General features: G+C 38.1%; 21 protein-coding genes. 2 read left to right on the forward strand and 19 right to left on the reverse strand.

Going from position 1 to position 21,960, the window contains the following annotated elements; genetic code table 11:
• Positions 1–253 precede the first annotated feature (253 nt).
• On the forward strand, positions 254–2,878 hold the full coding sequence (ppsA, locus tag ACY3XC_RS06955; protein WP_464867911.1) for a phosphoenolpyruvate synthase: 2,625 nt from the start codon (positions 254–256) through the stop codon (positions 2,876–2,878).
• Between the two features lie 122 nt (positions 2,879–3,000).
• On the opposite strand, the gene ACY3XC_RS06960 is transcribed toward ppsA, so the two are convergent.
• The 6 genes from ACY3XC_RS06960 to ACY3XC_RS06985 form a co-directional block, all read right to left on the reverse strand.
• Positions 3,001–3,228, reverse strand: coding sequence for a hypothetical protein (locus ACY3XC_RS06960; protein WP_464867912.1), 228 nt, complete (start codon positions 3,226–3,228; stop codon positions 3,001–3,003).
• A 235-nt stretch (positions 3,229–3,463) separates the two neighbouring features.
• Positions 3,464–4,573 carry a GerAB/ArcD/ProY family transporter gene (locus ACY3XC_RS06965; RefSeq protein ID WP_464867913.1) on the reverse strand — a complete coding sequence of 370 codons (1,110 nt, stop codon included), beginning with the start codon at positions 4,571–4,573 and terminating at the stop codon, positions 3,464–3,466.
• 43 nt (positions 4,574–4,616) lie between these two features.
• Positions 4,617–4,841 (reverse strand): hypothetical protein, encoded by a 225-nt coding sequence (locus ACY3XC_RS06970; protein WP_464867914.1) that lies wholly within the window; start codon positions 4,839–4,841, stop codon positions 4,617–4,619.
• The gene (locus ACY3XC_RS06975) at positions 4,838–6,031 is read right to left on the reverse strand and encodes a Ger(x)C family spore germination protein (protein WP_464867915.1); all 1,194 of its coding nucleotides are present in this window, start codon (positions 6,029–6,031) and stop codon (positions 4,838–4,840) included. The genes ACY3XC_RS06970 and ACY3XC_RS06975 overlap by 4 nt, the downstream gene beginning before the upstream one ends.
• A 118-nt stretch (positions 6,032–6,149) precedes the next feature.
• The gene (locus ACY3XC_RS06980) at positions 6,150–7,709 is read right to left on the reverse strand and encodes a spore germination protein (RefSeq protein WP_464867916.1); all 1,560 of its coding nucleotides are present in this window, start codon (positions 7,707–7,709) and stop codon (positions 6,150–6,152) included.
• Positions 7,710–7,900: 191 nt separating this feature from the next.
• Positions 7,901–8,707: an RQC-minor-1 family DNA-binding protein gene (locus ACY3XC_RS06985; RefSeq protein ID WP_464867917.1), complete on the reverse strand. Its 807-nt coding sequence runs from the start codon at positions 8,705–8,707 to the stop codon at positions 7,901–7,903.
• A 313-nt stretch (positions 8,708–9,020) separates the two neighbouring features.
• Between ACY3XC_RS06985 and ACY3XC_RS06990 the strand changes: the two genes are divergently transcribed.
• Positions 9,021–9,371 carry a hypothetical protein gene (locus ACY3XC_RS06990; RefSeq protein WP_464867918.1) on the forward strand — a complete coding sequence of 117 codons (351 nt, stop codon included), beginning with the start codon at positions 9,021–9,023 and terminating at the stop codon, positions 9,369–9,371.
• Between the two features lie 164 nt (positions 9,372–9,535).
• Here ACY3XC_RS06990 and ACY3XC_RS06995 read toward each other — a convergent pair whose 3' ends face one another.
• The 13 genes from ACY3XC_RS06995 to ACY3XC_RS07055 all read right to left on the reverse strand — a co-directional run bounded on the left by ACY3XC_RS06995 (position 9,536) and on the right by ACY3XC_RS07055 (position 21,948).
• A complete protein-coding gene (locus tag ACY3XC_RS06995; RefSeq protein ID WP_464867919.1) occupies positions 9,536–10,105 on the reverse strand; it encodes a dihydrofolate reductase family protein in 570 nt (189 codons plus the stop codon).
• 217 nt (positions 10,106–10,322) lie between these two features.
• Positions 10,323–10,928 (reverse strand): hypothetical protein, encoded by a 606-nt coding sequence (locus ACY3XC_RS07000; RefSeq protein ID WP_464867920.1) that lies wholly within the window; start codon positions 10,926–10,928, stop codon positions 10,323–10,325.
• A gap of 53 nt (positions 10,929–10,981) precedes the next feature.
• On the reverse strand, positions 10,982–11,434 hold the full coding sequence (locus ACY3XC_RS07005) for a hypothetical protein (protein ID WP_464867921.1): 453 nt from the start codon (positions 11,432–11,434) through the stop codon (positions 10,982–10,984).
• A 567-nt stretch (positions 11,435–12,001) separates the two neighbouring features.
• Positions 12,002–12,448 carry a DMT family transporter gene (locus tag ACY3XC_RS07010; protein ID WP_464867922.1) on the reverse strand — a complete coding sequence of 149 codons (447 nt, stop codon included), beginning with the start codon at positions 12,446–12,448 and terminating at the stop codon, positions 12,002–12,004.
• A gap of 25 nt (positions 12,449–12,473) precedes the next feature.
• Positions 12,474–12,794, reverse strand: coding sequence for a ribonuclease E inhibitor RraB (locus ACY3XC_RS07015; protein WP_464867923.1), 321 nt, complete (start codon positions 12,792–12,794; stop codon positions 12,474–12,476).
• A gap of 270 nt (positions 12,795–13,064) precedes the next feature.
• The gene (gene fdhD, locus ACY3XC_RS07020; RefSeq protein ID WP_464867924.1) at positions 13,065–13,880 is read right to left on the reverse strand and encodes a formate dehydrogenase accessory sulfurtransferase FdhD; all 816 of its coding nucleotides are present in this window, start codon (positions 13,878–13,880) and stop codon (positions 13,065–13,067) included.
• Between the two features lie 29 nt (positions 13,881–13,909).
• Positions 13,910–16,267, reverse strand: coding sequence for an FdhF/YdeP family oxidoreductase (locus ACY3XC_RS07025; RefSeq protein ID WP_464867925.1), 2,358 nt, complete (start codon positions 16,265–16,267; stop codon positions 13,910–13,912).
• A 136-nt stretch (positions 16,268–16,403) separates the two neighbouring features.
• Complete coding sequence (locus tag ACY3XC_RS07030) at positions 16,404–17,327, reverse strand: DMT family transporter (protein WP_464867926.1); 924 nt, start codon at positions 17,325–17,327, stop codon at positions 16,404–16,406.
• 143 nt (positions 17,328–17,470) lie between these two features.
• Positions 17,471–18,316, reverse strand: coding sequence for a phosphoenolpyruvate hydrolase family protein (locus ACY3XC_RS07035; protein WP_464867927.1), 846 nt, complete (start codon positions 18,314–18,316; stop codon positions 17,471–17,473).
• Positions 18,309–19,544 (reverse strand): Tm-1-like ATP-binding domain-containing protein, encoded by a 1,236-nt coding sequence (locus ACY3XC_RS07040; RefSeq protein ID WP_464867928.1) that lies wholly within the window; start codon positions 19,542–19,544, stop codon positions 18,309–18,311. The genes ACY3XC_RS07035 and ACY3XC_RS07040 overlap by 8 nt, the downstream gene beginning before the upstream one ends.
• Complete coding sequence (locus tag ACY3XC_RS07045; protein ID WP_464867929.1) at positions 19,537–20,451, reverse strand: sugar phosphate isomerase/epimerase family protein; 915 nt, start codon at positions 20,449–20,451, stop codon at positions 19,537–19,539. Before ACY3XC_RS07045 ends, ACY3XC_RS07040 begins: the two co-directional genes overlap by 8 nt.
• 15 nt (positions 20,452–20,466) lie before the next feature.
• Positions 20,467–21,552: a Gfo/Idh/MocA family protein gene (locus ACY3XC_RS07050; protein WP_179159587.1), complete on the reverse strand. Its 1,086-nt coding sequence runs from the start codon at positions 21,550–21,552 to the stop codon at positions 20,467–20,469.
• A gap of 39 nt (positions 21,553–21,591) precedes the next feature.
• Positions 21,592–21,948 carry a cupin domain-containing protein gene (locus tag ACY3XC_RS07055; RefSeq protein WP_221827469.1) on the reverse strand — a complete coding sequence of 119 codons (357 nt, stop codon included), beginning with the start codon at positions 21,946–21,948 and terminating at the stop codon, positions 21,592–21,594.
• Between the last annotated feature and the right edge of the window lie 12 nt (positions 21,949–21,960).

Below are 21,960 nucleotides of genomic sequence, written 5' to 3' on the forward strand. Positions count from 1 at the left end.
GGCTTTAGTATTTCATTAAAGTGTCCGATTTGTTGAAGACCTATTAATCAGATTCGAACCGATGACCGGGGATGATCTTACTTTACTTTTTTGAAGATTGAACTCTTCCTACTTTAATTATAACAGATAAAATATGGGCAAAATAGACTGTTTATTCCACTTTACTACTGCTAAAATGCAATAGAACTTTAGATTTGGTTGGAGGAATCATTGATTCGAATTAAGTAAAACGATTACTTAGGAGAGATGTAGAATGAGTTCATTGGTTCTTGGTTTTCTGGAAATGGAAAATACACAGCTTTCGCTCGTTGGCGGCAAAGGGTTAAATTTAGGAAAATTATCAAAAATTAAAGGAATCCAAGTACCAGAAGGATTTTGTGTAACAACACTGGGATATCAGAAAGCCATCGAACAAAACGAAACATTTCAAGCAATGTTGGATCAACTAACACTGTTAAAAGTTGAGGATCGAAATCAAATAGGTGAAATCTGCAGGAAGATTAGACAACTCATTATAAAAGTAGAAATTCCATCCAATGTTGTGAAAAAAGTTACTCACTATCTCTCCCAGTTTGGCGATGAACATGCTTATGCCGTGCGTTCTAGTTCGACTGTGGAGGATTTACCACACGCCTCGTTCGCTGGCCAGCAAGACACTTATTTAAATATCATCGGAACCGAAGCAATCTTGCAGCATATCAGCAAATGCTGGGCATCTCTGTTTACGGATCGTGCGGTCATCTATCGTATGCAGAACGGATTTGACCATAGACAGGTTTATTTATCTGTTATCGTTCAAAGAATGGTTTTCCCACAGGCATCAGGAGTATTATTCACCGCTGACCCGATTACTTCAAACCGAAAAATTCTATCCATCGATGCCAGTTTCGGACTTGGAGAAGCATTGGTCGCTGGCTTGGTCTCCCCCGATTGTTATAAAGTACAGGAAGATAAAATCGTCGATAAGAGGATCGCAGCTAAAAAAGCGGCTATCTATGGAGTAAAAGAAGGCGGAACAGAGACAAAACAGATCAACCCTGATCAACAAAAAACTCAAACACTTACCGAAAATCAAATTTTACAATTGGCACGCATCGGAAGACAAATCGAAGCTTATTTCGGCAGCCCACAGGATATTGAATGGTGTTTGGTTGATGATACCTTTTATATCGTCCAGAGTCGTCCCATTACTACCTTATACCCCATTCCCGAAGTGAACGATCAAGAAAAGCACGTCTATGTTTCTGTTGGCCATCAACAAATGATGACCGACCCCATGAGTCCATTGGGATTGTCTTTTTACCTGTTAACGACTCCTGCACCGATGCGTACAGCTGGTGGAAGATTGTTTGTTGATGTCACACCTATGCTGGAAATGGTAGTAAATACCCTGGGTCAATACGATCCGCTCATAAAAGACGCACTGATGACACTTTTAGAGCGCGGAGATTTCGTAAAATCAGTATCAAATGATAGAAAAGCACCGAGTCCAAGCAGAAACAATACAAATATGCTGGCAGAAATAGAAAACATTCCGACCATCGTTTCTGATTTAGTTAAGAGCAATCAAGCATCAATAGATGAGTTAAAACAAAACATCCAAACGAAATCAGGAACGGATTTATTAGATTTCATTCTAGAAGATATCCAGCAATTAAAGAAGATTTTATTTGACCCTCAAAGTTCTGCTGTGATCATGGCTGCTTTCAATGCTTCATCATGGATCAATGAAAAAATGAACGAGTGGTTAGGTGAAAAAAACGCTGCAGACACACTTTCTCTATCTGTATCAAACAATATTACTTCGGAAATGGGTCTGGCGTTATTGGATGTTGCAGATGTGATTCGTCCTTATCCAGAAGTAATTGCTTATTTACAGCAGGTAAAAGATGATACCTTTTTGGATGACCTGGTCAAGTTTGAGGGTGGACAGGAAAGCCAAGATGCAATAATCGCTTATCTCAAGAAATACGGAATGCGATGTGCAGGAGAAATCGATCTGACGAAAACACGTTGGAGTGAAAAACCTTCAACACTTGTCCCATTGATTCTGAGTAACATCAAAACAGATAAGCCTGGTGCTGGCAAACGAAAATTTGAGCAAGGGCTGCAAGTTGCTTTGGAAAAAGAACAAGAGATAGTAGATCGATTGAAGCAATTACCGGATGGTGATCATAAAGCCGAAGAGGCAAAACAAATGATTCGACTGCTACGGAATTCCATCGGATATCGTGAATATCCTAAATACGGGATGATTAATCGCTACTTCGTTTATAAGCAGGCTTTACTGAAAGAAGCCGAACAACTCGTACAATCCAAGCTTATTCATGAAAAAGAAGATATCTACTATCTCACTTTTGAAGAGCTTCAAGAAGTCGTACGTACAAACAAACTGGATTACCCGGGTTGCATGGTCGAGCAGCAAGCAGAGCTTGCGACCAGACAGATTATCAACAAACGAAAAGACGAGTATAAATTTTATGAAAAACTAACTCCCCCACGTGTGATCACGTCTGATGGTGAAATCATTACAGGTCAGTACAAACGAGAAAATCTTCCAGCACAGTCGTTCGTAGGTCTGCCTGTTTCTTCCGGAGTAATAGAGGGCCGGGCACGTGTCATTTTAAACATGGAAGATGCTGATTTAGAAGATGGAGATATTTTAGTCACCTCTTTTACAGACCCTGGCTGGACACCGTTATTTGTCTCCATAAAAGGTCTCGTCACCGAAGTTGGCGGACTGATGACCCATGGAGCAGTTATCGCACGTGAATATGGCTTACCGGCAGTTGTTGGAGTGGAAAATGCTACCAAACTAATAAAAGATGGGCAGCGAATTCGTGTACATGGAACAGATGGGTATATCGAAATATTGTAATCGCTGAATAAGTCTAATATAAAATAATAGCACCGCTCATGTGATTACCAAGAGCGGTGCTGCTATTGAAATGATACTAAATGCTGCATGTTTTGTTTCATTTTAAACCTTAAAAAGTGCCTCTAAATTCTTAATGCCTTACTTGCCATTTCAATTAATTCATTAGATTCCTTCCCATTATCTTGTGCGATTGTTCTTAAGGATCGCTCATAAATCGCTGCTTTTTCTGCCATTTCAAATAACCATTTTAAATCTTCTCGATGAAAATGGAATTGAGGAATATCATCATGTCTGCCCTTATAATCTAATTCTACAAATGCCTTCAATTGCCTATATCTTAACTTATCCAAATTACCTACCGTCCCTCCCTATTACACCATCACAACTTGTTAAATTATATTCAACAGAATAAGGTTTCATGACCATGTGACCAAGGGTGACCATGGGGACGGTTCTAATGGTTTTTTTAAACTAAAATGAGTGCCTGGCACCGATTAACTGATTGGTACTGGCACTCAGATCCCCGGAAAATCTTTTTGATTTCATTATTGGGGAAAGACCTTATTCCATTTCACTTTTCCACGTTCAACTCCCAGAACCCCTGGAAGTAGGATACCTTTTCTTCCGTAAAACTGCTATTATAAGCAGCATTAGTGGAATAAGGATTTGTACAAAAAAAGAATAAATAGGGAATACGATAAAATTATACTCGCTTTCAACCATTTTGTTAGGAGTTCCCCACATGGAGAACAATATATTCAGAAAACCTAATGGAAATACAATTGGCCGGTAATCGGATAGGTTCAGCAATTGAGCCGCACATAATACAATGGCATATAAGACGACTGAGAATTTGATGAACGTCCCCGCTACCCACATCGCCATGAGGATTGACTCTAGATGTTCCAAGAAGCCAGCAACACTAATATACCGAGATGCTGAGAATAGTGGATATAAATACCTTGATGTAGTTCCCCCAAATAGAAAAAGAATAAGAAAGTTTGTTACGATAAATGTGATCAAGACAGAAAATACAGAGATTTTTCCCCATTTTCTTCCTTTTTCAGTGTCAGATAAATAGGGAAATAGAAATGCAACGAGTAAAAATTCAGCAAACCATCCGCCTGGTACGATAGATCCCTTTAATGACGGCATAAGCCCATTTTCCAAAATTGGCAGCATATTTTTATAATCTAATTCAGGAAGAAGCAATATGATAAGGATTACTATAGATAATACATAAAGTGGAATGAAAAACTGGGCAACCCTAGCCAATACTTCTATCCCTCCCCGTACGGCAAAGGAACAAACGAGAACCATCGTTAAACTAACCAAAATTTGCGGTGTTTTTGGTAAAAAAGCTCCATTAATGAACTCCGAATAAATTCTAATCCCCCCGCCATTCATTTGTAAATAAAAGACCAAATATATAAATCCGAGAATCTTACCAAGGATTCTTCCAGTAATTTGTTCACTGTATTGAATAATGGTTTGCTTTGGATAAAACTTATGTAGCTGAAAGGCGATATAAATTGGAATAAAACCTAAGAAGGATGCCCAAAACGGCGAGAGCCAGAGGTCGTTATGGGCATATTTCGCCGTAGCTGCCGGAACAGATATGATTCCTGTCCCAACGATTACAGGGTACATCATGATTCCCATCTGTTGGGCTGAAATCTTTCCTTTTTCAATCATTTTCTTCACCTATTCATTAAGGTAATAAAATTTCTATTACATATTATTGAAGCAGCATTCCTAGAGGCCTAAAAATCTTATCAATAAATTGATTGGGTCCCGGCATATCCGGAAAATAAACGAGAAGGACAGCCAACAGCCATCCTGCCATCGTTAACGCTATAAAGGTCCGTTTTTCCCTTTTTTTGTTTTTTTCCATTTTCGGCCATTCATATAATGCCATAAGAATAACCACAACAGTAATCCCGAATACTGACGCTATATTCATTTTTCTCGTACCTCTTCTTCCGATATCCCCTGAGGTGAAGTGGACAAACCAGGTCTCTTTATATACGCCTTCGCTTGAATTTCAATATTTATTTCCGGAAATTTCTCCTCCCACTGATCCTTTACTTTTGACCACTGATCTGGATATTGACGGTGAAATATTTCTGCAAAACCCAAAATATCAACCTTCATCTCTTTTTGAACCTGTTCAAGTGCCAAGCGAATTCGCTCTTTGATTTCAGCTTCCATTTGTTTTTGAAGCTTTTTCACAACCTCTGGATTCATTAGATTTAACTTCGTTTCATTTTCCACTGCATCATCTTCTGTTGTAACCTTAATCGTCATTTTCCAGTTATCGTTTTCAATTTTCGGGATCAACTCCGTACGAGAACGAAGGAGATCAAATGAAATCTGACCTTCAGCATCTTCTGGTTTGATGGTTACGGCAGCCAATTTAATTTCATTTCTTAGCCATAATAACCCTCGTGATAGCTCCTCATCCATTCGACCAATCATTTTATCCTTCTTAAAAACAGCCGTTCCATACACTTGTACCCCTCCCTTCCCTTGAACTTCCTTTTCAACTTCAATCCAAGGAAGTGCCGTATTTGCATCCCCACTTAACATCTCTATTAATTCTTTCAAGGTCACGCTCATTCCAATCTCAAATTTTGCTATTTCTCTTGCGACTTCAGATGAACTGTCATCAAAATCAGGTACTATTTTCAAAATATCAGTTGGCTTGCCTTTACTGACAAATACATACGCTCTAAGCCGCGGTTCTGGGTGACGGGCAAAAAAATCTATGTGTTTCTGAATCCCAATTTCAGCTAATTTCTCCCCAATAATGACCACTCGGTTATGTCCCCAAAAAAGACGGCGGGAAGTACTTGCCTGAAGCTTGGATTGGCAATCGAAAATCGTTCTGCCAGTTACTTTTTCAACTGTCGTCGGCTGATCCCCCCCTTGGCCACCACTTGATCCCTGCCCTCCGCCCATTGCCTTTGGAATGGCCAACTGAACGGAAAGCTCAATTTCTCCTTCCTCGCTTATATCAATTCCTGTTGCCAACACAAGTGCTAAATCATTGATTTCTACACGGTCCCAGCAGCCTGTAAGCAAAAGGGGAAAAAGCCAGATAGTAAAGATTATCGTTATTTTCTTTGCTTTGATTAAAAACATTTTATTCATAAGAAAATGCCCGTAGCAATAATAGTCGGCAGCATCATGATAGCCATCTGCAAAGAGCTTATTCTTCCTTTTTCAATCATCTTGTTTCACCTCATACATTCATGAAAGACACAATTCACTATTTTTCGTCCCCTTTAGTTGGTTCAGGCTTCTGCCCAGGGGATTGTCGATTTTTGTTATGCTTCCCAGTAAAGTGAGGTCTTGAATTCATCTTCCACCATGGTGCACGAAAAAGAACATCCTTCAACTCCCCGCCTTGCATTGGAGCCATTGGGCTAAGGTATGGTACACCAAAAGAACGCAGCGTACATAAGTGAATGATAATGGTAATAATCCCGAGCATTATACCAAGTAGTCCAAGTGTTCCAGCTAATAAAACCATCGGAAAGCGCAGCATTCGAATCGCGATAGCAGCTGAATAGCGTGGAATCGTAAATGAAGCTATTCCTGTAATCGAGACGACAATCACCATCGGAGCAGAAACAATTCCAGCAGAAACAGATGCTTCTCCTATAACGAGTGCCCCTACTATACTTACCGCTGCTCCAACTTGCTTAGGAAGTCTTAGTCCAGCTTCACGAAGTGCTTCAAATGTGATCTCCATGATTAATACCTCAACGAGAGCTGGAAATGGAATCCGCTCACGTGAAGCAGCCATACTAATCAAAAGAGTAGTCGGAACCATCTCCTGGTGGTAGGTGATCACGGCTACATACAAAGCGGGCAAAAGTAAAGAAATCACTAGGAAAAGGTAACGAAGCCAGCGTATCACAGTCCCAATCATGAATCGTCCATAATAATCCTCAGCTGATTGCAACAAAGAATATAAAGTCGTAGGCAAAATGATTGAAAAGGGAGTTCCGTCAACGAGTATAGCCACACGCCCTTCAAGTAAAGCCGCGATCACGACATCTGGACGCTCGGTTGACAAAACCTGTGGGAAAGGGGAATACGGGTTATCTTCTATAAATTCTTCGATCATGCCACTTTCCAATATTCCGTCAATGTCTATCCGGCTTAATCGGTTTTTTGCTTCTTCAATTAATTCCTTGTCCGCTACTCCCTCTAAATAGGAAATCACAACATTTGTTTTGGTGTAACGGCCAATTTCCATAGATTGAATTTTTAGTTCGGGGCTTCTTATTTTTCTTCGGAGTAACGATGTATTTACCCTTAAAGTTTCAACAAATGCTTCACGAGGTCCCTTGACAACCATCTCTGCTGACGCTTCTTCAATTGAACGCGTCTCCCATTTAGGGAGTCCGAGTGAAAAACCTGTTTTCCTCTTATCTACCAGTATCACTGGATTTCCTGAGGAAATTTCTTTTAGGACCTCAGAAAATGTACTGACTTCTTTGACACTGGATACAGATATTTTTGTTTCAATTAAACTCTTTATGTTAAACAATTCCTCCTCTGTTATCTGCATCAGTGGAGAAAGAACATTGTCATCTAATTCTTGTATATTCGACAGACCATCAATATAAATCAAAAGTGCCTTATCTTTTCTACCTATGAAAAAAGAGCGAAAGATAACATCTGAACAATCTTTATAAATAGATCTTAGCCTGTTTTCATTTCCTATTAAGTTATCAGCTAGCAGATCCTGTTTTTGAGTAATTGTTCTCTCTGCTGAGGCGTTAGTCGCCATTTTAGCTTTCGAAAGCTTCCATCTCATACGCCTCATCATCTTCACCCTTTTTCCCCGTTAAATCGTTTTAAAACCTTATCTTATAGGTTTGTATTTAAAAGGAATTTTATACCTTAAAAGGAAAATATAAATAGGGACCATGGGGACGGTTCTTATGGTTTTTTAAACTAAAATGAGTGCCTGGCACCGATCAACTGATTGGCACTGGCACTCATTTTTTATTCGATAAATCTTGCGACATCCTTGCCGCATTTTCGACATTTACCTTCTAAGACAATCCCTGGTGGTGAATTTTTGACGACATAGTCTACAATTTGTACAACATCCGTACAATGACTACACCAAACATTACGTTCAAGTTTTTTGCGAATAGCCGCTGGGATGGCAAGCCATTTTTTATTTGCCCCAAACGAGATAACCTCTTGTTTATGTTCCGTTTTAGGTTGATCTTCTCCATTCTCTAATACTTCCATAACTTCCTGGATTTTTGCTTTAACCTTTTTAAATTCTATCATTTGCCATGCTTTTAGTATGGTGATTAATTCCCTATTGCCTGATTCTGCAATTTTATCTAACAACAAGAGAATCATACCCCTGTTTCGCTCTTTTAATGTTTCGACAAATTCATATGTATGATTTTCGGCAGCTTTTATCAACTTTGCCATTAGTTCGTCTGCATAGATCTCCCGTTCAATATCCCAGCCCTTTTCCGTAAAAACAAGCAGTGGAAGTCTGTAATTATATTCTATTTCTAAATAATCTTGCAAAATCATCCAGTCAATTTTTGCAAGAATTTCTTTTTGAGAAATACCTTTAAATGCTCCGTATACAGGACTTTGATCCAATTTTAGCTCTAGAAGCTTTTTGTCCTTTGAACCCGCTAAGATTTTAGCAAGCATCGCACGGCCTCCGCTCATAATCAAATCGTCTGCTCCCCGTAAAATTGATTTAATTTCACTATCAGGCAAAGACTCTATTCCATTAGCATTAAGTTCGTATCCAACTCTCTTTACTTTTTTACCCATTCCTCTCCCCCATTTTATCTAAAATCATGTCATTTTCTATTACATGTATTGCCGGGATAATATGGTTTTAACCGGAAGACAAAAAGGATTTTACCCTGTAATCGCCAGTGGAAAACCCTTTTTTAATTATTAAACTATGAATCCAGCTACTAACCCAATAGTGTTTCACACTCCCTAATTATTCTAGTAATTAATTTTATCATTAAATTCCTATAAAGGTCCTCAATTTTTATATTAGTCTCCTATTTCTCTACAAGGGTCTCAAATGGAATTTTATGTTAATATTAACAATAATGGTAATTTGGGGGTGTAAATGGGAATGCCGATGGAACAGGAAACAATGGGAATGTTAATAGGTGGTTTCTCTATCATAATAGGTGTTACGTTTATGGTCGTTTTAGTATTGTTGTTTTCAAAAAAACGGAAACCATTTCGCATGGCCTATACATTGGTAATAGGATTTTTACTATTCTTCAGCTGGGCTGTCAGCCAAGCCATAAGTGTAATCAGTTTTGATGTAAATCATCCAATGGCATCGGAAGAAATATCGTTGCGTCTTGGTATATCCGGGGTTCTTTGGGCAATCAGTATGTTATTTTTAATCCTTGGTTTAATTAAATTTTCATTTATTAAAACACCGAATGTAGAAGCAATACAAAAATAATACTTGTTATGTTTAAGAGGCATCGTAAGAAATCGATACCTCTTTTACCGTTTTGTAAGGTTTCAAGAATTCGTTGATTAGCCCAATGTAAATGCTTAAACATAGATTGGATTGTTTCCAATAAAATCACCAACCCTTATCTAAAATGTATAGGTGTAATGCAATTAATCCCTATTCAAATGATAGATTAGCTGGACAACGCCTGATGAGAATGATTTGGTGTTAACCAATTTCAAATTTACCCTCTCTTGTAAATCCATAAACAGCGGTTTTCCTTCTCCCAAAACTACAGGGTGAACAGATAATCTAAATTCATCCACAAGCCCTAATTTAATAAAAGTAGAAATTAGACTGGATCCTCCATATAACCAGATGTCTTTACCAGGCTTATTCTTTAATGTATTGATTTCTTCAAGAATCTGGTCATTTATAAATATTGCTTTATCATCTGTCCCTTTTTGCGTTCTGGAAAACACATATTTCTGTTTACTATGTACTAACTCCCACAATTCTCTTTCCGCTTCCGCCACTTCTGTTTCTGGTGTATATTGCCCCCATAACTCGTAGCTCTTTCTCCCATATAAAATAGTATCAATTTGATGTAAGAAATCAGTAAACCCCATTTCCGAATCCATAATGCACCAATCAATTTCTCCATTTTTCCCTTCAATAAAACCATCTAACGTAACAGCTAAATCTAAAATTATTTTTCTTTGTTTTACTTCAATAGACATAATTCCTGCTCCTATTCGTGATTTCACTATTATTCCTTGCTCCAAATCCTTATATAGATAGCTCAAAGAGATGTGGAATATTTCTCCGTTTTTTTACTAAATTGCTGATTTCTTTCTTAAGAATGTCTCAAAAGGTCCTCTCATAGGTGCCCATAATGATCATTGAATGGCTTAAATGAGTCATCCTCTTAATACTCATCTTCTGAAGTAATAGGGGTTATTTCTGTTCTAGTTTATTTACTTTTCTCTTTACATCAGCCATCTCTTTAAATAAAAGCTCAACATCTGAGTTAACATCCGATGCGATTGCTTTCATATCCTTTCTAATGTATGTGAAATTTTCAGTTATAAGAGTAGTTGTATGCTTAATTAAGTCTTTTATTTCATTTTGTCCGGTTGATAATTTGTCCTGACCTTTTTCTACATTCTCTATTCGAGTAGTTAAATGTTTCTGACCTGTAATTAGTTCCAATTGCCCTTTTTCCAAATTTTCTGTTTGACCTATTAATTCGGTCACTCCCTTTTCTAAATTTTCCGTTCTACCTACTAATTGGGTCATTCCCTTTTCTAAATTTTCTGTTCTACCTACTAATTGGGTCATTCCCTTTTCTAAATTTCCCGAGCGGTCTATTAATTCCATCTGCCCCTTTTCTAAATTTACAGTGCGACTCATTAATTCAGTTTGACCTTTTTCCAAATTTTCTGTACGGTTCAATAATTGATTCTGGCCATTTTCCATTTTATCTGCACGAGTTATTAACTCTTTCTGGCTTTTATTTAAATTTCCTAGTTCTGATATAATAATATTTAGTTTTTCTTCCATAAAAAAACCTCCGTTTTTTAAGATCATTCAATTAAACAAAATTTGATTCTACTTTAGTAATCATTATACGGATCATCATCCCAATCCTCGGACCATGTATTGCCTCTTCTTAATATATTTTTTTCATTGATTTTATTCTGAAGCTCTTGGCGCTCACTTTCATTTAACCATTCAATTTCCATCATCAGTCTTTCCGAAACAGACATCCGTTCTGACATATACGCTGTCGTTTTTAAAATTAATTCTTTTACTTCATTTTGCCCCAAAGAAAAAATCTCTTTAATACTTTCTAAATTTTCTATCCGAACCTTTAATTGTTGCTCCCAAATTTTTATTTCTTCATAAACTTTATTCGTATTTTTGGTACTGGCTGTCATTAACTTTTTATGACCTTTTTCTAAATTTTCTATACGACCTATTAGTTCCTTCTGCCCTATCATTAATTCTTGTTGATTCTTAGTTAAATGTTGTAGTTCTGAAAGAATACTATTCTGTGTTTCCTCCATGACAAAACCTCCAATTTTGTTTGGTAATCGGTTAAGTAAAAGAATTCCAATATAATGCCATTGAAAAATATTCCTTTTTTACATATTTAGATTTAAAAATAAGTATTTTTGGAATTCAAAAAATAATAGACTTGGTTCATAACAACGGAAGGAAAATCTGAAATATGATAGAAAATAGGAGAAATTTCGAGTTGAAATTAGAACTTGTGGAATGTCAAACCTTATAGAAAAAATCAATAGACGATTATACCTGCTCCCAATCTTTTTTGAAGCAAATAAATACGTATCCTAGCCCATTCTTTTGGCCTCCTTTCAATTACAGCTGTTCCTTTCGTATTAGGTACAGCCATAATAAATCTATCATTAATTCCTCCCACAAAGTAAGAGAAAAAATGACAAAATACTGAATTATAGAGCCAAAGGAACGGTCTTAGGAGCGCACAATAAAAACATCCCAAGTATGTGGAGTACTAGGGACGATTTCGTTAATCATAAAAGAATCTTAAACTAATGGGCATGCAGTACTTGCGATAATAATTCTTCAAGCATTATTTCATCTTTACAAAACTATTTAATATTCCCCTTGAATATCAAAAATAGCGAGATAAGTAATAGAATTAAACCTGTAACGCGGTACCAATCAATGGGTATCGGTTGTTTGATGAAGACCCCAAAGTGATCAAGTGTCACGCTTATTAATAACTGTCCAACAATTACAGCTGTAATAGCTGAGGCTACTCCAATTTTGGGTACTACGGCGACCATAATCGTTACATATCCAACACCAAGGGCTCCACCTAATAGCTGCCATTTCGGAACGGTTGTTACTTTTAATAAATCTCCTTTACCTAGAAAAATAGCAAGTAATAAGAGAATGACTGTTCCGATAAAAAACGAAACAAAACTGCCTTCAATTACGCCAATTTTTTTGCCTAAAACACCATTTATCCCCGCTTGTGTTCCTATAAAAGTCCCGCCAATGATGGCTAATAATAAGTAAATAAACATCTGCATCTTTTTACCACCTTGATTAAGCCTTTTAGTCTACAAAAACGCCCCAACCGTCAGAATACCCACCATGTGGTTTACTTAAGTTATTTAATTTATTCTGGATTTTAATTAATTCTTTATAATTTAATAACATTCTTTTAGAGCAACAACATGCCCACTCTTCCGTTTCGTCGTCTTGCTCTAAGAAACAATTGAATCCTTCTTCTTTTAGTACTTGCGTTAATTCTTCACCTGTTGCTTTATCAGGCACAGCAACAAAAAAGTCCACTGATTGTTGTTTTTTAAAATCTAATCCATCTTTATAAAGACTATGTAAAGCATCTCCATCAGCATCATTTGGAAATTTCATTCGTTTTTCCTCCATATTCTAGTACATTTATTCTTTTCATTATAATTCACTTATTTCTTTTCGACCAACCATAAATCTTTATTGTTCAAAAAAAATAAAAGCAACAACGGCATTTCGGGAAGTACAAAATATTCAAGGATTGTTAAAAACCCAAATAAAAAAAACGGTGCCATTATACTCGCACCGTTACATAGAAATATACGAATGCGAGACTTTCTATGAATATAAAAGTGCCGTCTTTTGTATTCAAATAGAACGGATAAATACATATTAGACAGAAGATGACCGATTATATTCAAACCCTTGAATCCGTTCCTGATGGGTGTATACATTGAATCCGTTTCCCCGTATAAACCCAACTGCCGTAATGCCAAGTTCCTCTGCTAAATCTAAGGCTAAATTGGTAGGAGCCGATTTAGTGAGGATAATTCCAACACCAATCTTAGCTGCCTTTAATAAAACTTCAGAAGAAATTCGACCACTGAAGGCAATGATTTTATCCTTTAATGAAATTCGATTCATTATACAATAACCAAATAGTTTATCTAGGGCGTTATGGCGTCCAATATCTGTTCTAGATACAACGATTCCATCACTGGTGCATAATGCAGCATTATGAACACCACCGGTTTGTTGGAAATGTGATGAACTCTCCTGCAGCTGCTTCATTAGGTCCCTGCATTGTTCCGGTGTAATTGTCAATTTCGTCATCACTGTCTTTGCGGTCTTCATGTCATTATGGAAGTAAAATTGCCGTCCTTTTCCGCAGCAAGAACCAATAAATCGCTTTGAGTGTAAATCCTTTTGAATACAATGTTTTTTCAAAAGTTCAACATATGCGAATCCCCTTTCTTCATCGATGTGGAGGGATTCGATGTCTTGATAAAAGCGAATAACACCTTCGGATGCAAGAAAACCGACCACCAATTCGTACCATTCTGATGGAGTACAAACCATAGTGGCAAACTCATTACCATCTAGAATAATTGTTAATGCTGTTTCAACCGCAATGTCATCCTCTTCCTCAAAAAAGCTTTGTCCATTGTATCTGACAATGTTTTGAGAAGTTGTAATTTCCTTTAACAATATTGTGCCCCCTTTCTATGTTTCTCCTCTTAACTAATTTCCGTTTCAAGATCCGCAATTGGCTTTTCTAGATATTGAGTGTCTTTACGAGCGTTATACCTCTCGGCCTTTTCAACATTTACCGTAATATTGTAATCTGGGATGCCTGCAAACTTTTCGTACCTGCCCCGCGGCAGCAAGAAGTTACCTTCTGGGAAGTGTACTTCTAAATTCCCAGGTGCAATATCAACGAACTTCGCAGTACCTTGGAAGATACCAAATCCGTTGTAAACAACGATTCCTTCTCCCTCAGCGATACTTAATTTTTGACCATCAACAGGACTCATTAGTACATCATAGCGGCCTGCACCGTTTAATGGGTCAACTTCTTTATAAACCATCGAATTAAACTGTTTGCCCCGGCGGGAAGTAATAATAAACTGTTCTGGCTTTTTTTTTAGATCAGGAATTTCAACTGGAATTAAGTTTGCTCTACCATCTGGCGTTGGACAAATTCCATCTTCACATAACCAAGCACCGCCCCACTGAAATACATCCCCTTGCTTTTTCAAGTGTTGGATTCCATCGTAATCTGGGTTTGCTTTCGCAATCTCTGCTCGAATCGCAAAACCATCGGCAAATTCAACCAAGTGTGCAGTCACAGGCTTTACTCGCTTTGCGAGGTCAATGTATACCTTCCATTCAGTACGTGCTTCTTCGATTTTGTTTTTGTTACCTGTAATTTCAGGTGAGTAATAAACCATACGTTCAGTAGACGTGCTGGTCCCGCCATCCTCTTGCTCATAACGGGTTTTCGCTGGGAGTACGATAACTGCTTCCTTGGCATCGACTAATGTGGAGGTATTTAGAATAATATCTTGGTGCACCCGAACATCAAGCTCTGATAAGGCATATTCAATGAAGTCTGGGTCCGGCATCGTCTCTAAGAAGTTACCGCCAGATAAGTAATAAAGCTTCACTTTCCGTTCATGGTCTTCGGGAAGCACAATGTTTTCCAATGTCACCCCAACGATATCTCCCTGCCATTTCGGAAGATCAAATCCCCAAAGTTTTTCGATCCTATCTACATTCTTGGCATCCCAACCACCACCAGGCAGCACGAATGGATCTGCCCCCATTTCGCCGCTCCCTTGAACACTTGAGTGTCCGCGGAATGGCATGAGACCTGCATTTTTACGCCCTAAATGGCCACGAAGCAGTGCCAAATTTGCCACTTGTGATATATTGTCTGTTGCAAAAGAGTGCATAGTTAGTCCAAGGGCCCAAGCATAGACAGCGTTTTTGCTGTTTGCTAATAGTTCCGCTAATTCAATAATCCGTCCTTTTGAAACGCCTGAAGATTCAATAATTTCTTCCCAACATTGCTCTTTTACTTTATTCGTTAGTTCTTCAAACCCATTCACATGTTCTGTAACAAACTGATGATTTATTGCGGATCCATATTCATTTTCTTCCATATCAAACCAATGCTTCATAATTCCGTGCATAAAAGCAATATCGCCGCCGATATTGACCTGGTAGAAATCATCGGCAATTTTCGTTCCGAATAGTGCAGACTCAGGATTTGAGGGAATCCAATATTTATCCATTGCTGGCTCCCGGTATGGGTTTACAACGATGATTTTGGTGCCTTTCTTCTTTGCTTCAAGCATGTATTTTGAAGATACAGGTGAAGAGTTTGAAGCCACACTCCCCCAAAACAATAAGACATCGGTTCCGATCCAATCCAAATAATTAGAGGTGGAAGCCCCTACACCAATCGAACGTTTTAAGGCCGTCTTACTTGGTGCGTGACAAATACGGGAAGCGTTATCAATATGATTGGTCCCAAGAAAACGTGCTACCTTTGCGGCAACATAATAGCTTTCATTGGTAATTCCACGAGCAGTTAAATAAAACGAATATTGCTTTGGATTTAACTTCTCCATTTTGTCCGCTATGAAATCCATAGCTTCATCCCAACTAATCCTGGAGAAATTCCGTTCTCCTTTTCTGCGAATCATCGGATAGGGTATCCGACCAAGCTTACGGAGCTCAGTGCTATCATATTTTCTTAATTCCTCAATATCCGCATGAAGAATATCAGGCATAATGGCAGGCATTGTATTTAACCTAAGTACATTCATACGTGTCGTACAAACATGCAGTCCCTCCAATGTCTGATCATATAAACCAGACACACCAAGTGCGCATCCGTCACAAACACCTTTTGTTATAATATTGGCTGCATAGCCTAAATTATCTTGGTTATCCCAAGCGATTTTTATCGTATCACGAATATGTTTTGGCTTTATTTTTCCGAGTCCAAAAGGAATAGGACTTACCCAATGCTCAGGAGCAGGTGATTTTTTCTTTTTTTGTGGTCCTGGATGTAGTGTATTTCCCATTTATATTTCCTCCTTAAACTTTCTAAAGTTTAACGAATCCAATAAAGAAACCACCAAGGAGTCCCTCTTATGCTTAGGGTAATTCTCCGAGGTGGATAGTCTTTAACTAGTTCGATGTCAGGTACCAATTAAGATACTATGCCTTTATGGTGGTTCCTACTGTACTTTCTTTGTTTGGTTTGACTTGCCCGATTTCAGCACCTAGTAGTACACCGATTACGATTAAACCAAATCCAGCCCAGTGGGACATATAAATAATTTCATGTAAAACAAAATAGGCAGAGATCACTGAGAAAAATGGAGAAAGATTTAGGAAGATGGCAGAATTTCCAGCTCCAACCTGTTGGATGGCAGAATTCACAATTAAGTAGCCTAATCCAGTGGCAACAAAACCAGAGAAAATTAATAATCCCCAAGCAACACCGCTTCCCCCTGGGATTTGAGAGATTCCGTTGGGTTCAGTGATAAATCCAATAATCAATATAATAAATGAACCTATTAAGAGGGTCATTCCAGTCATATAAGTAGTATTAAGAGTTTCTGATGCCTTCTTGATCAATACAAAGCTAATCGTCTGCACAATTACTGCGACACACAAATACAAATCACCCATTGAAATTGCAAAGCCTTCATTGCTTCCTGCCATAATAATAACGGTAACCCCGATAAAACCTAATACAAAACCCAATCCCCTTTGGTTGGTTAATTTATCTTTGAGAAAAATCGCTGCTGCAATTGCGGTTGCAATAGGTGATGCTCCTAGAATAATTCCAGCATTTGTTGCAGTTGTATTATTCAATCCAACAGACATAAAATATTGAAAACCAAATATACCAAAAGTAGAAATACCAATTACGTAATACCATTCTTTCCTTGTTAATTTACGATACAATTTTTTATAAAAGATGAATGGTACTAGTGCAAGAAACGCAATAAATACACGAAATGCTGTGATTGTTACAGGTGGAAACTCAGAGACTACGATTTTTACAGCAATTACGTTAAACCCCCAAATGGCCATCATGGCTATTAATAATAAGTATAGATAGTTCTGCCTCATTCATTAATCCCCATTCTAAAAAATCTTCCTCATTTACCAATTTCCCATAAAAAGACCACTGCAATTACGCACAAAAATACGAGATTACAATGGTCATTGATTAGAATAATAGAGACGAGTTAAATCGTACTTTAGTTATTCACTTACGCTTGAACCTTTGAACTTAGATTAATATTTTTGAATTGTTTTACCTGACCAGAAATGGCTTGTTCCGTTGGTAATCTTTCAATACTAGAAGCTCCGAAGAATCCAGAAACTCCGTTTGTTCGCCTTAATACATATGCTGCATCTTCTGGCTCAGAGATTGGCCCGCCGTGACACAATACAATAATATCTGGATTCACTGATTTCCCAGCATCGAGAATCTTTTGAACTAATTCAACAGCATCATCAATATCCATGGCTGTATGTGCACCAATGGCACCTTTGGTCGTAAGACCGACATGAGCCACTAAAATGTCTGCTCCTGCTTTTGCCATTTTAATCGCATCTTCTTCATTAAAAACATAAGGAGAAGTGACGAGTCCTATATTGTGAGCTTTGCGAATCATATCAACCTCTAAGTCATACCCCATCCCTGTTTCTTCTAGATTCTGACGGAATTGGCCATCAATAAGTCCAACTGTAGGGAAGTTTTGTACCCCAGTAAACCCTTGTTCCTTCAGTTGCTTTAGGAATACATCCATATTTCGGAATGGGTCTGTACCACAAACTCCAGCTAATACGGGAGTATCTTCAACAATTGTTAATACTTCATTGCCCATTTCCACGACAATTTGGTTAGCATCGCCATATGGCATTAATCCAGCTAACGACCCACGACCAGCCATACGATATCGACCTGAGTTATAAATGATAATTAAATCAATGCCACCTGCTTCTGCACTTTTTGCTGAAAGGCCGGTACCTGCTCCTCCACCAATAATAACCTCGTTGTTTTGTATTTTTTGCTTTAATTTTTGAATAACTTCCACTCTCGATTTAGACATGTGTCGCATCTCCTTTCTTTGCACCTATTTGTTCTAATAATGTTGCTGCTAGTAATTCAGAAACACTTGGATGATTGATATCCTCTTCTACTTCAATAAACGTAATATGCTCATGTAAATTTTCCTTAATGGCGTTGTATAACGCATCACGTTCTTCTGGACCATCGAATGGCTGCCCCGCACAATCTAATAGGGAAACGCCGCCTTTTGGAAAAACAAGGATAACTGGTGATGTGCTTTTATTTAATTTTTGAGCGATGATTTCACCCAGTTTACGATTTTCTTCTATCGTTGTTCTCATGAGCGTAGTGGTTGAATTATGCTGATAGAATTTCCGATCCCTAAATTGCTCAGGAACTGTTTCTGGAGGACCAAAGTTAACCATATCCAATGCTCCAACTGAAACTACCTGTGGAATTCCAACTTGACCGGCAGCTTCAAGGCGGGATTCACTAGATTGAAAGATTCCACCAACAAGTCCGTCAGCTAATTCAGTTGTTGTAATATCTACAACTCCTTTAATGAAACCTTCCTTTATTAATGCTTCCATGGAGTCCCCACCAGCTCCAGTGGCATGGAATACGAGAACATCATATCCACTTCGCTCTAGGATTTCTCTTGTTTGATTCACACATGGTGTCGTAACCCCGAACATGGTTGCACCAATCATTGGCTTTTTTTCCACTTCTATACTAATTGTATTTCCTTTAACCATGCCACTAAGTGCATTGGCTGCATTCTTTAAGATGAGTGAAGAAAGACTATTAATGCCTGCAATATCCACAATAGAATACAGCATCATAATATCCTTCTCACCCACATAAGGTCTGGTGTTTCCAGAAGCAACGGTTGAAACTAATAGCTTTGGAATTCCGATTGGAATATCCTTCATGGCTGTTGCGCCTACCGTAGTTCCAGCTGTTCCTCCCATTCCGAACACAGCACCAACCTTGCCTTCTTCTACTAATCTATTTACTACATTTCTTGCACCATTCGCCATAACGGTAACAGCGGTACCACGATCATTCTTCTCTCTTAACTCCTCCAATGAGGAGCCGCCAGCTTTCGCGACTTCCTCATTCGAAACATCTCCTTCGGTAAAGGAAGGATACACAGCCGTATTCACTAAAATTGTTTCAAGTCCATTTTCTTCAATAATTCCTTTGACATATAGAAACTCATTTTCCTTTGTATCCAATGAACCTACTAAAACAATTTTCTTACTCATGTGCACCCTCCTTTGCTACGATTCCTTCGAAGAATTCCTTTGTTTGACGTACAACTTCTACCTCACCAATTCGATCTTGTACATAAAATGACGGATAATGGGTGTCAATGGTTAAGATGGCTTGAGGATCATTTTCGGAAATGGCCTTCATTACTAGATTATGGTCATAATCATCTTTTCCAGCGATGGCAAAATTACCGAAAGTACCCGTAGGATTTTCTACTGTAATGGAATTTGTTAATCGGTATGCACCCTTTAAATGAGTTTGATAAACATGACCTTTTATATGCTCATAACTCTCAACAGTAGGATACTCCCCTGCTCTCCATCCATTCAATACGTCCCAATTAACCTTTAAATTCGGATGATTCGTATAGTTCATTAGAATTCCAAGTTCTTTACAACTGTTAGTTAATGTTGGTGGTTCATTTTCTACTAAAAGGATTTTATCTCTAGATTTAGCTTGTTCAGCATGTCTTAACATCACGTTTGCATTATGACGATATTGCGTATCTTTCTCTTCATCTGAAAGTAGATTGAAATCCTCTTGACGGTAAAGGGAATAAATACGAATAAAATTAGTAGAAAAAATATCAGCTAAGTCAAATAAACGGTTAAGTACCTCTCCCATTTGCTTATGGTGATCTTCATCATGATTATCATATTTAGGCGGTCCAGAGAACGTACAGGAGTTAACTGCCCAAGAGCTAAGGCTGCTAACCTGTAAACCTTTCTCTTGAATGAGCGCACTTATTACCCGCGCTTTTTCGGGAGTGATATCGTCAATGGTAGATCCATCTAGTTTTCCTCTTAAATCTATATTCGTAAAACCTAAGCTAATTGCATGGTCCAATGACTCTTGAAATGATTCCGTTCCTAACATATCTGTAAAAATGCTAAAATTCATCTTATATCCCCCCATTTACTCAATTGTGATCCAGTTGCCAGAACGATTATTCTTATAAGCATCAAAAATCTTAGTTAAATGAACTGCATCGCTTAATGTTGCACGTTCTACTTTTCTATCATTCAATACCGCATGAGCAAAATGATTTACACTTTGAACCATTCCTTGTAAGAATAGGTTCTTGTTATAAAGCTGCCCTAGAGAAAATTCTGGCTCCCAATGAACTGGACCCTCTAACGGATTATCCCCTATGTAATGGGGAGCCTTTCCGTACTCTCCGCTGCCCTTCGATCCCCTGTAATAAGCAAGACGGATTGCATTATCAATGACGACATTTTCCTTGTTTCCAATAATTTCATAGCGTTCAAATGGACTCGTGTCCGCTTGTGTAGAAGGCAGATCTAGATTACCGATCGCGCCGGACTTGAATTTTAATAGAGTTTGAACATTCCCACTTGGCTGGTGTTCGATAAACATCATTTCTTTCACATCACCCATTAAGTAATGAATGCCTGACATTGGGTGACAAATATCCAAGAACCAATGAAGTCCAGTTCTTTCTCCAAGCTTCTCTTCAAACGGAGATAATGTTAATGGATATCTTCCTGAAACCGATGCCGCTTCTCCAAAAGTACTAGATTCTAAGATTTGTTTTGCTTTAACGAAAGTTGGATAGAAGTAGCGTTTATTCGAAACCAGAACCGTTTGGCCAGTCTTAGCCTCTAGCTCTAATAATTCTTCGCCTTCTTTTGCCGTATAAGCAAGTGGCTTTTCCATCCATACAGGCAGACCTGCTTTAAGGATATTTGGAACGATTTTTGGATAAATAGGATGACCGTTCTTATCAAAATTCAGAACAATGAATACGGCGTCGAGGTCTTCTTTTTTGATCATCTCCATATAATCGGTATAAGCACTTTTTGCTCCAAAACGGGTCTTGTAAAGGTCCGCTCTTTCTTGATTTAAATCACAAACAGCAACAAGATCAATGGGTGCATAATCAAACGTAGGATATACGTTACGGTAGGCATGTGCACCACAGCCGATAAAGCCTATACGAAGTTTGTTACTATACTCATAGTTAAATTTAATTGGTTCCATTGTTTGGTCTCCTTTTTTGATTACAATTTTTCGTCAGTCTTACTCACCAATCGTTTGTCGATCAGGTGCCGAATACGCGATGATCATTCGACATGGTTCCCAGCTAGTAACCGTAGCATTGTGAGGGACATTTCTTGGGATACGCAGCATCATTCCAGGTTTAAGATGATACGTTTCATCACCTAAAGAATGATCGCACTCTCCAGATAAGACGAATATAAATTCTTCACAATTCGGGTGGATATGTCGTGGGTTTGAAACACCAGCATTGATATAAACCATTCCAAAAGTCATTTCAGCTTCCGGATCGATTTCCTGGCCGCATAGCCATTGAATGGAACCCCAGTCGTTTTGAATTAAGTGTTTTGCCTCATTTAAGTCAGTAATCGTAGCCATTAAAAATCTCTC

This window comes from Bacillus sp. CZDM1, assembly GCF_055502545.1.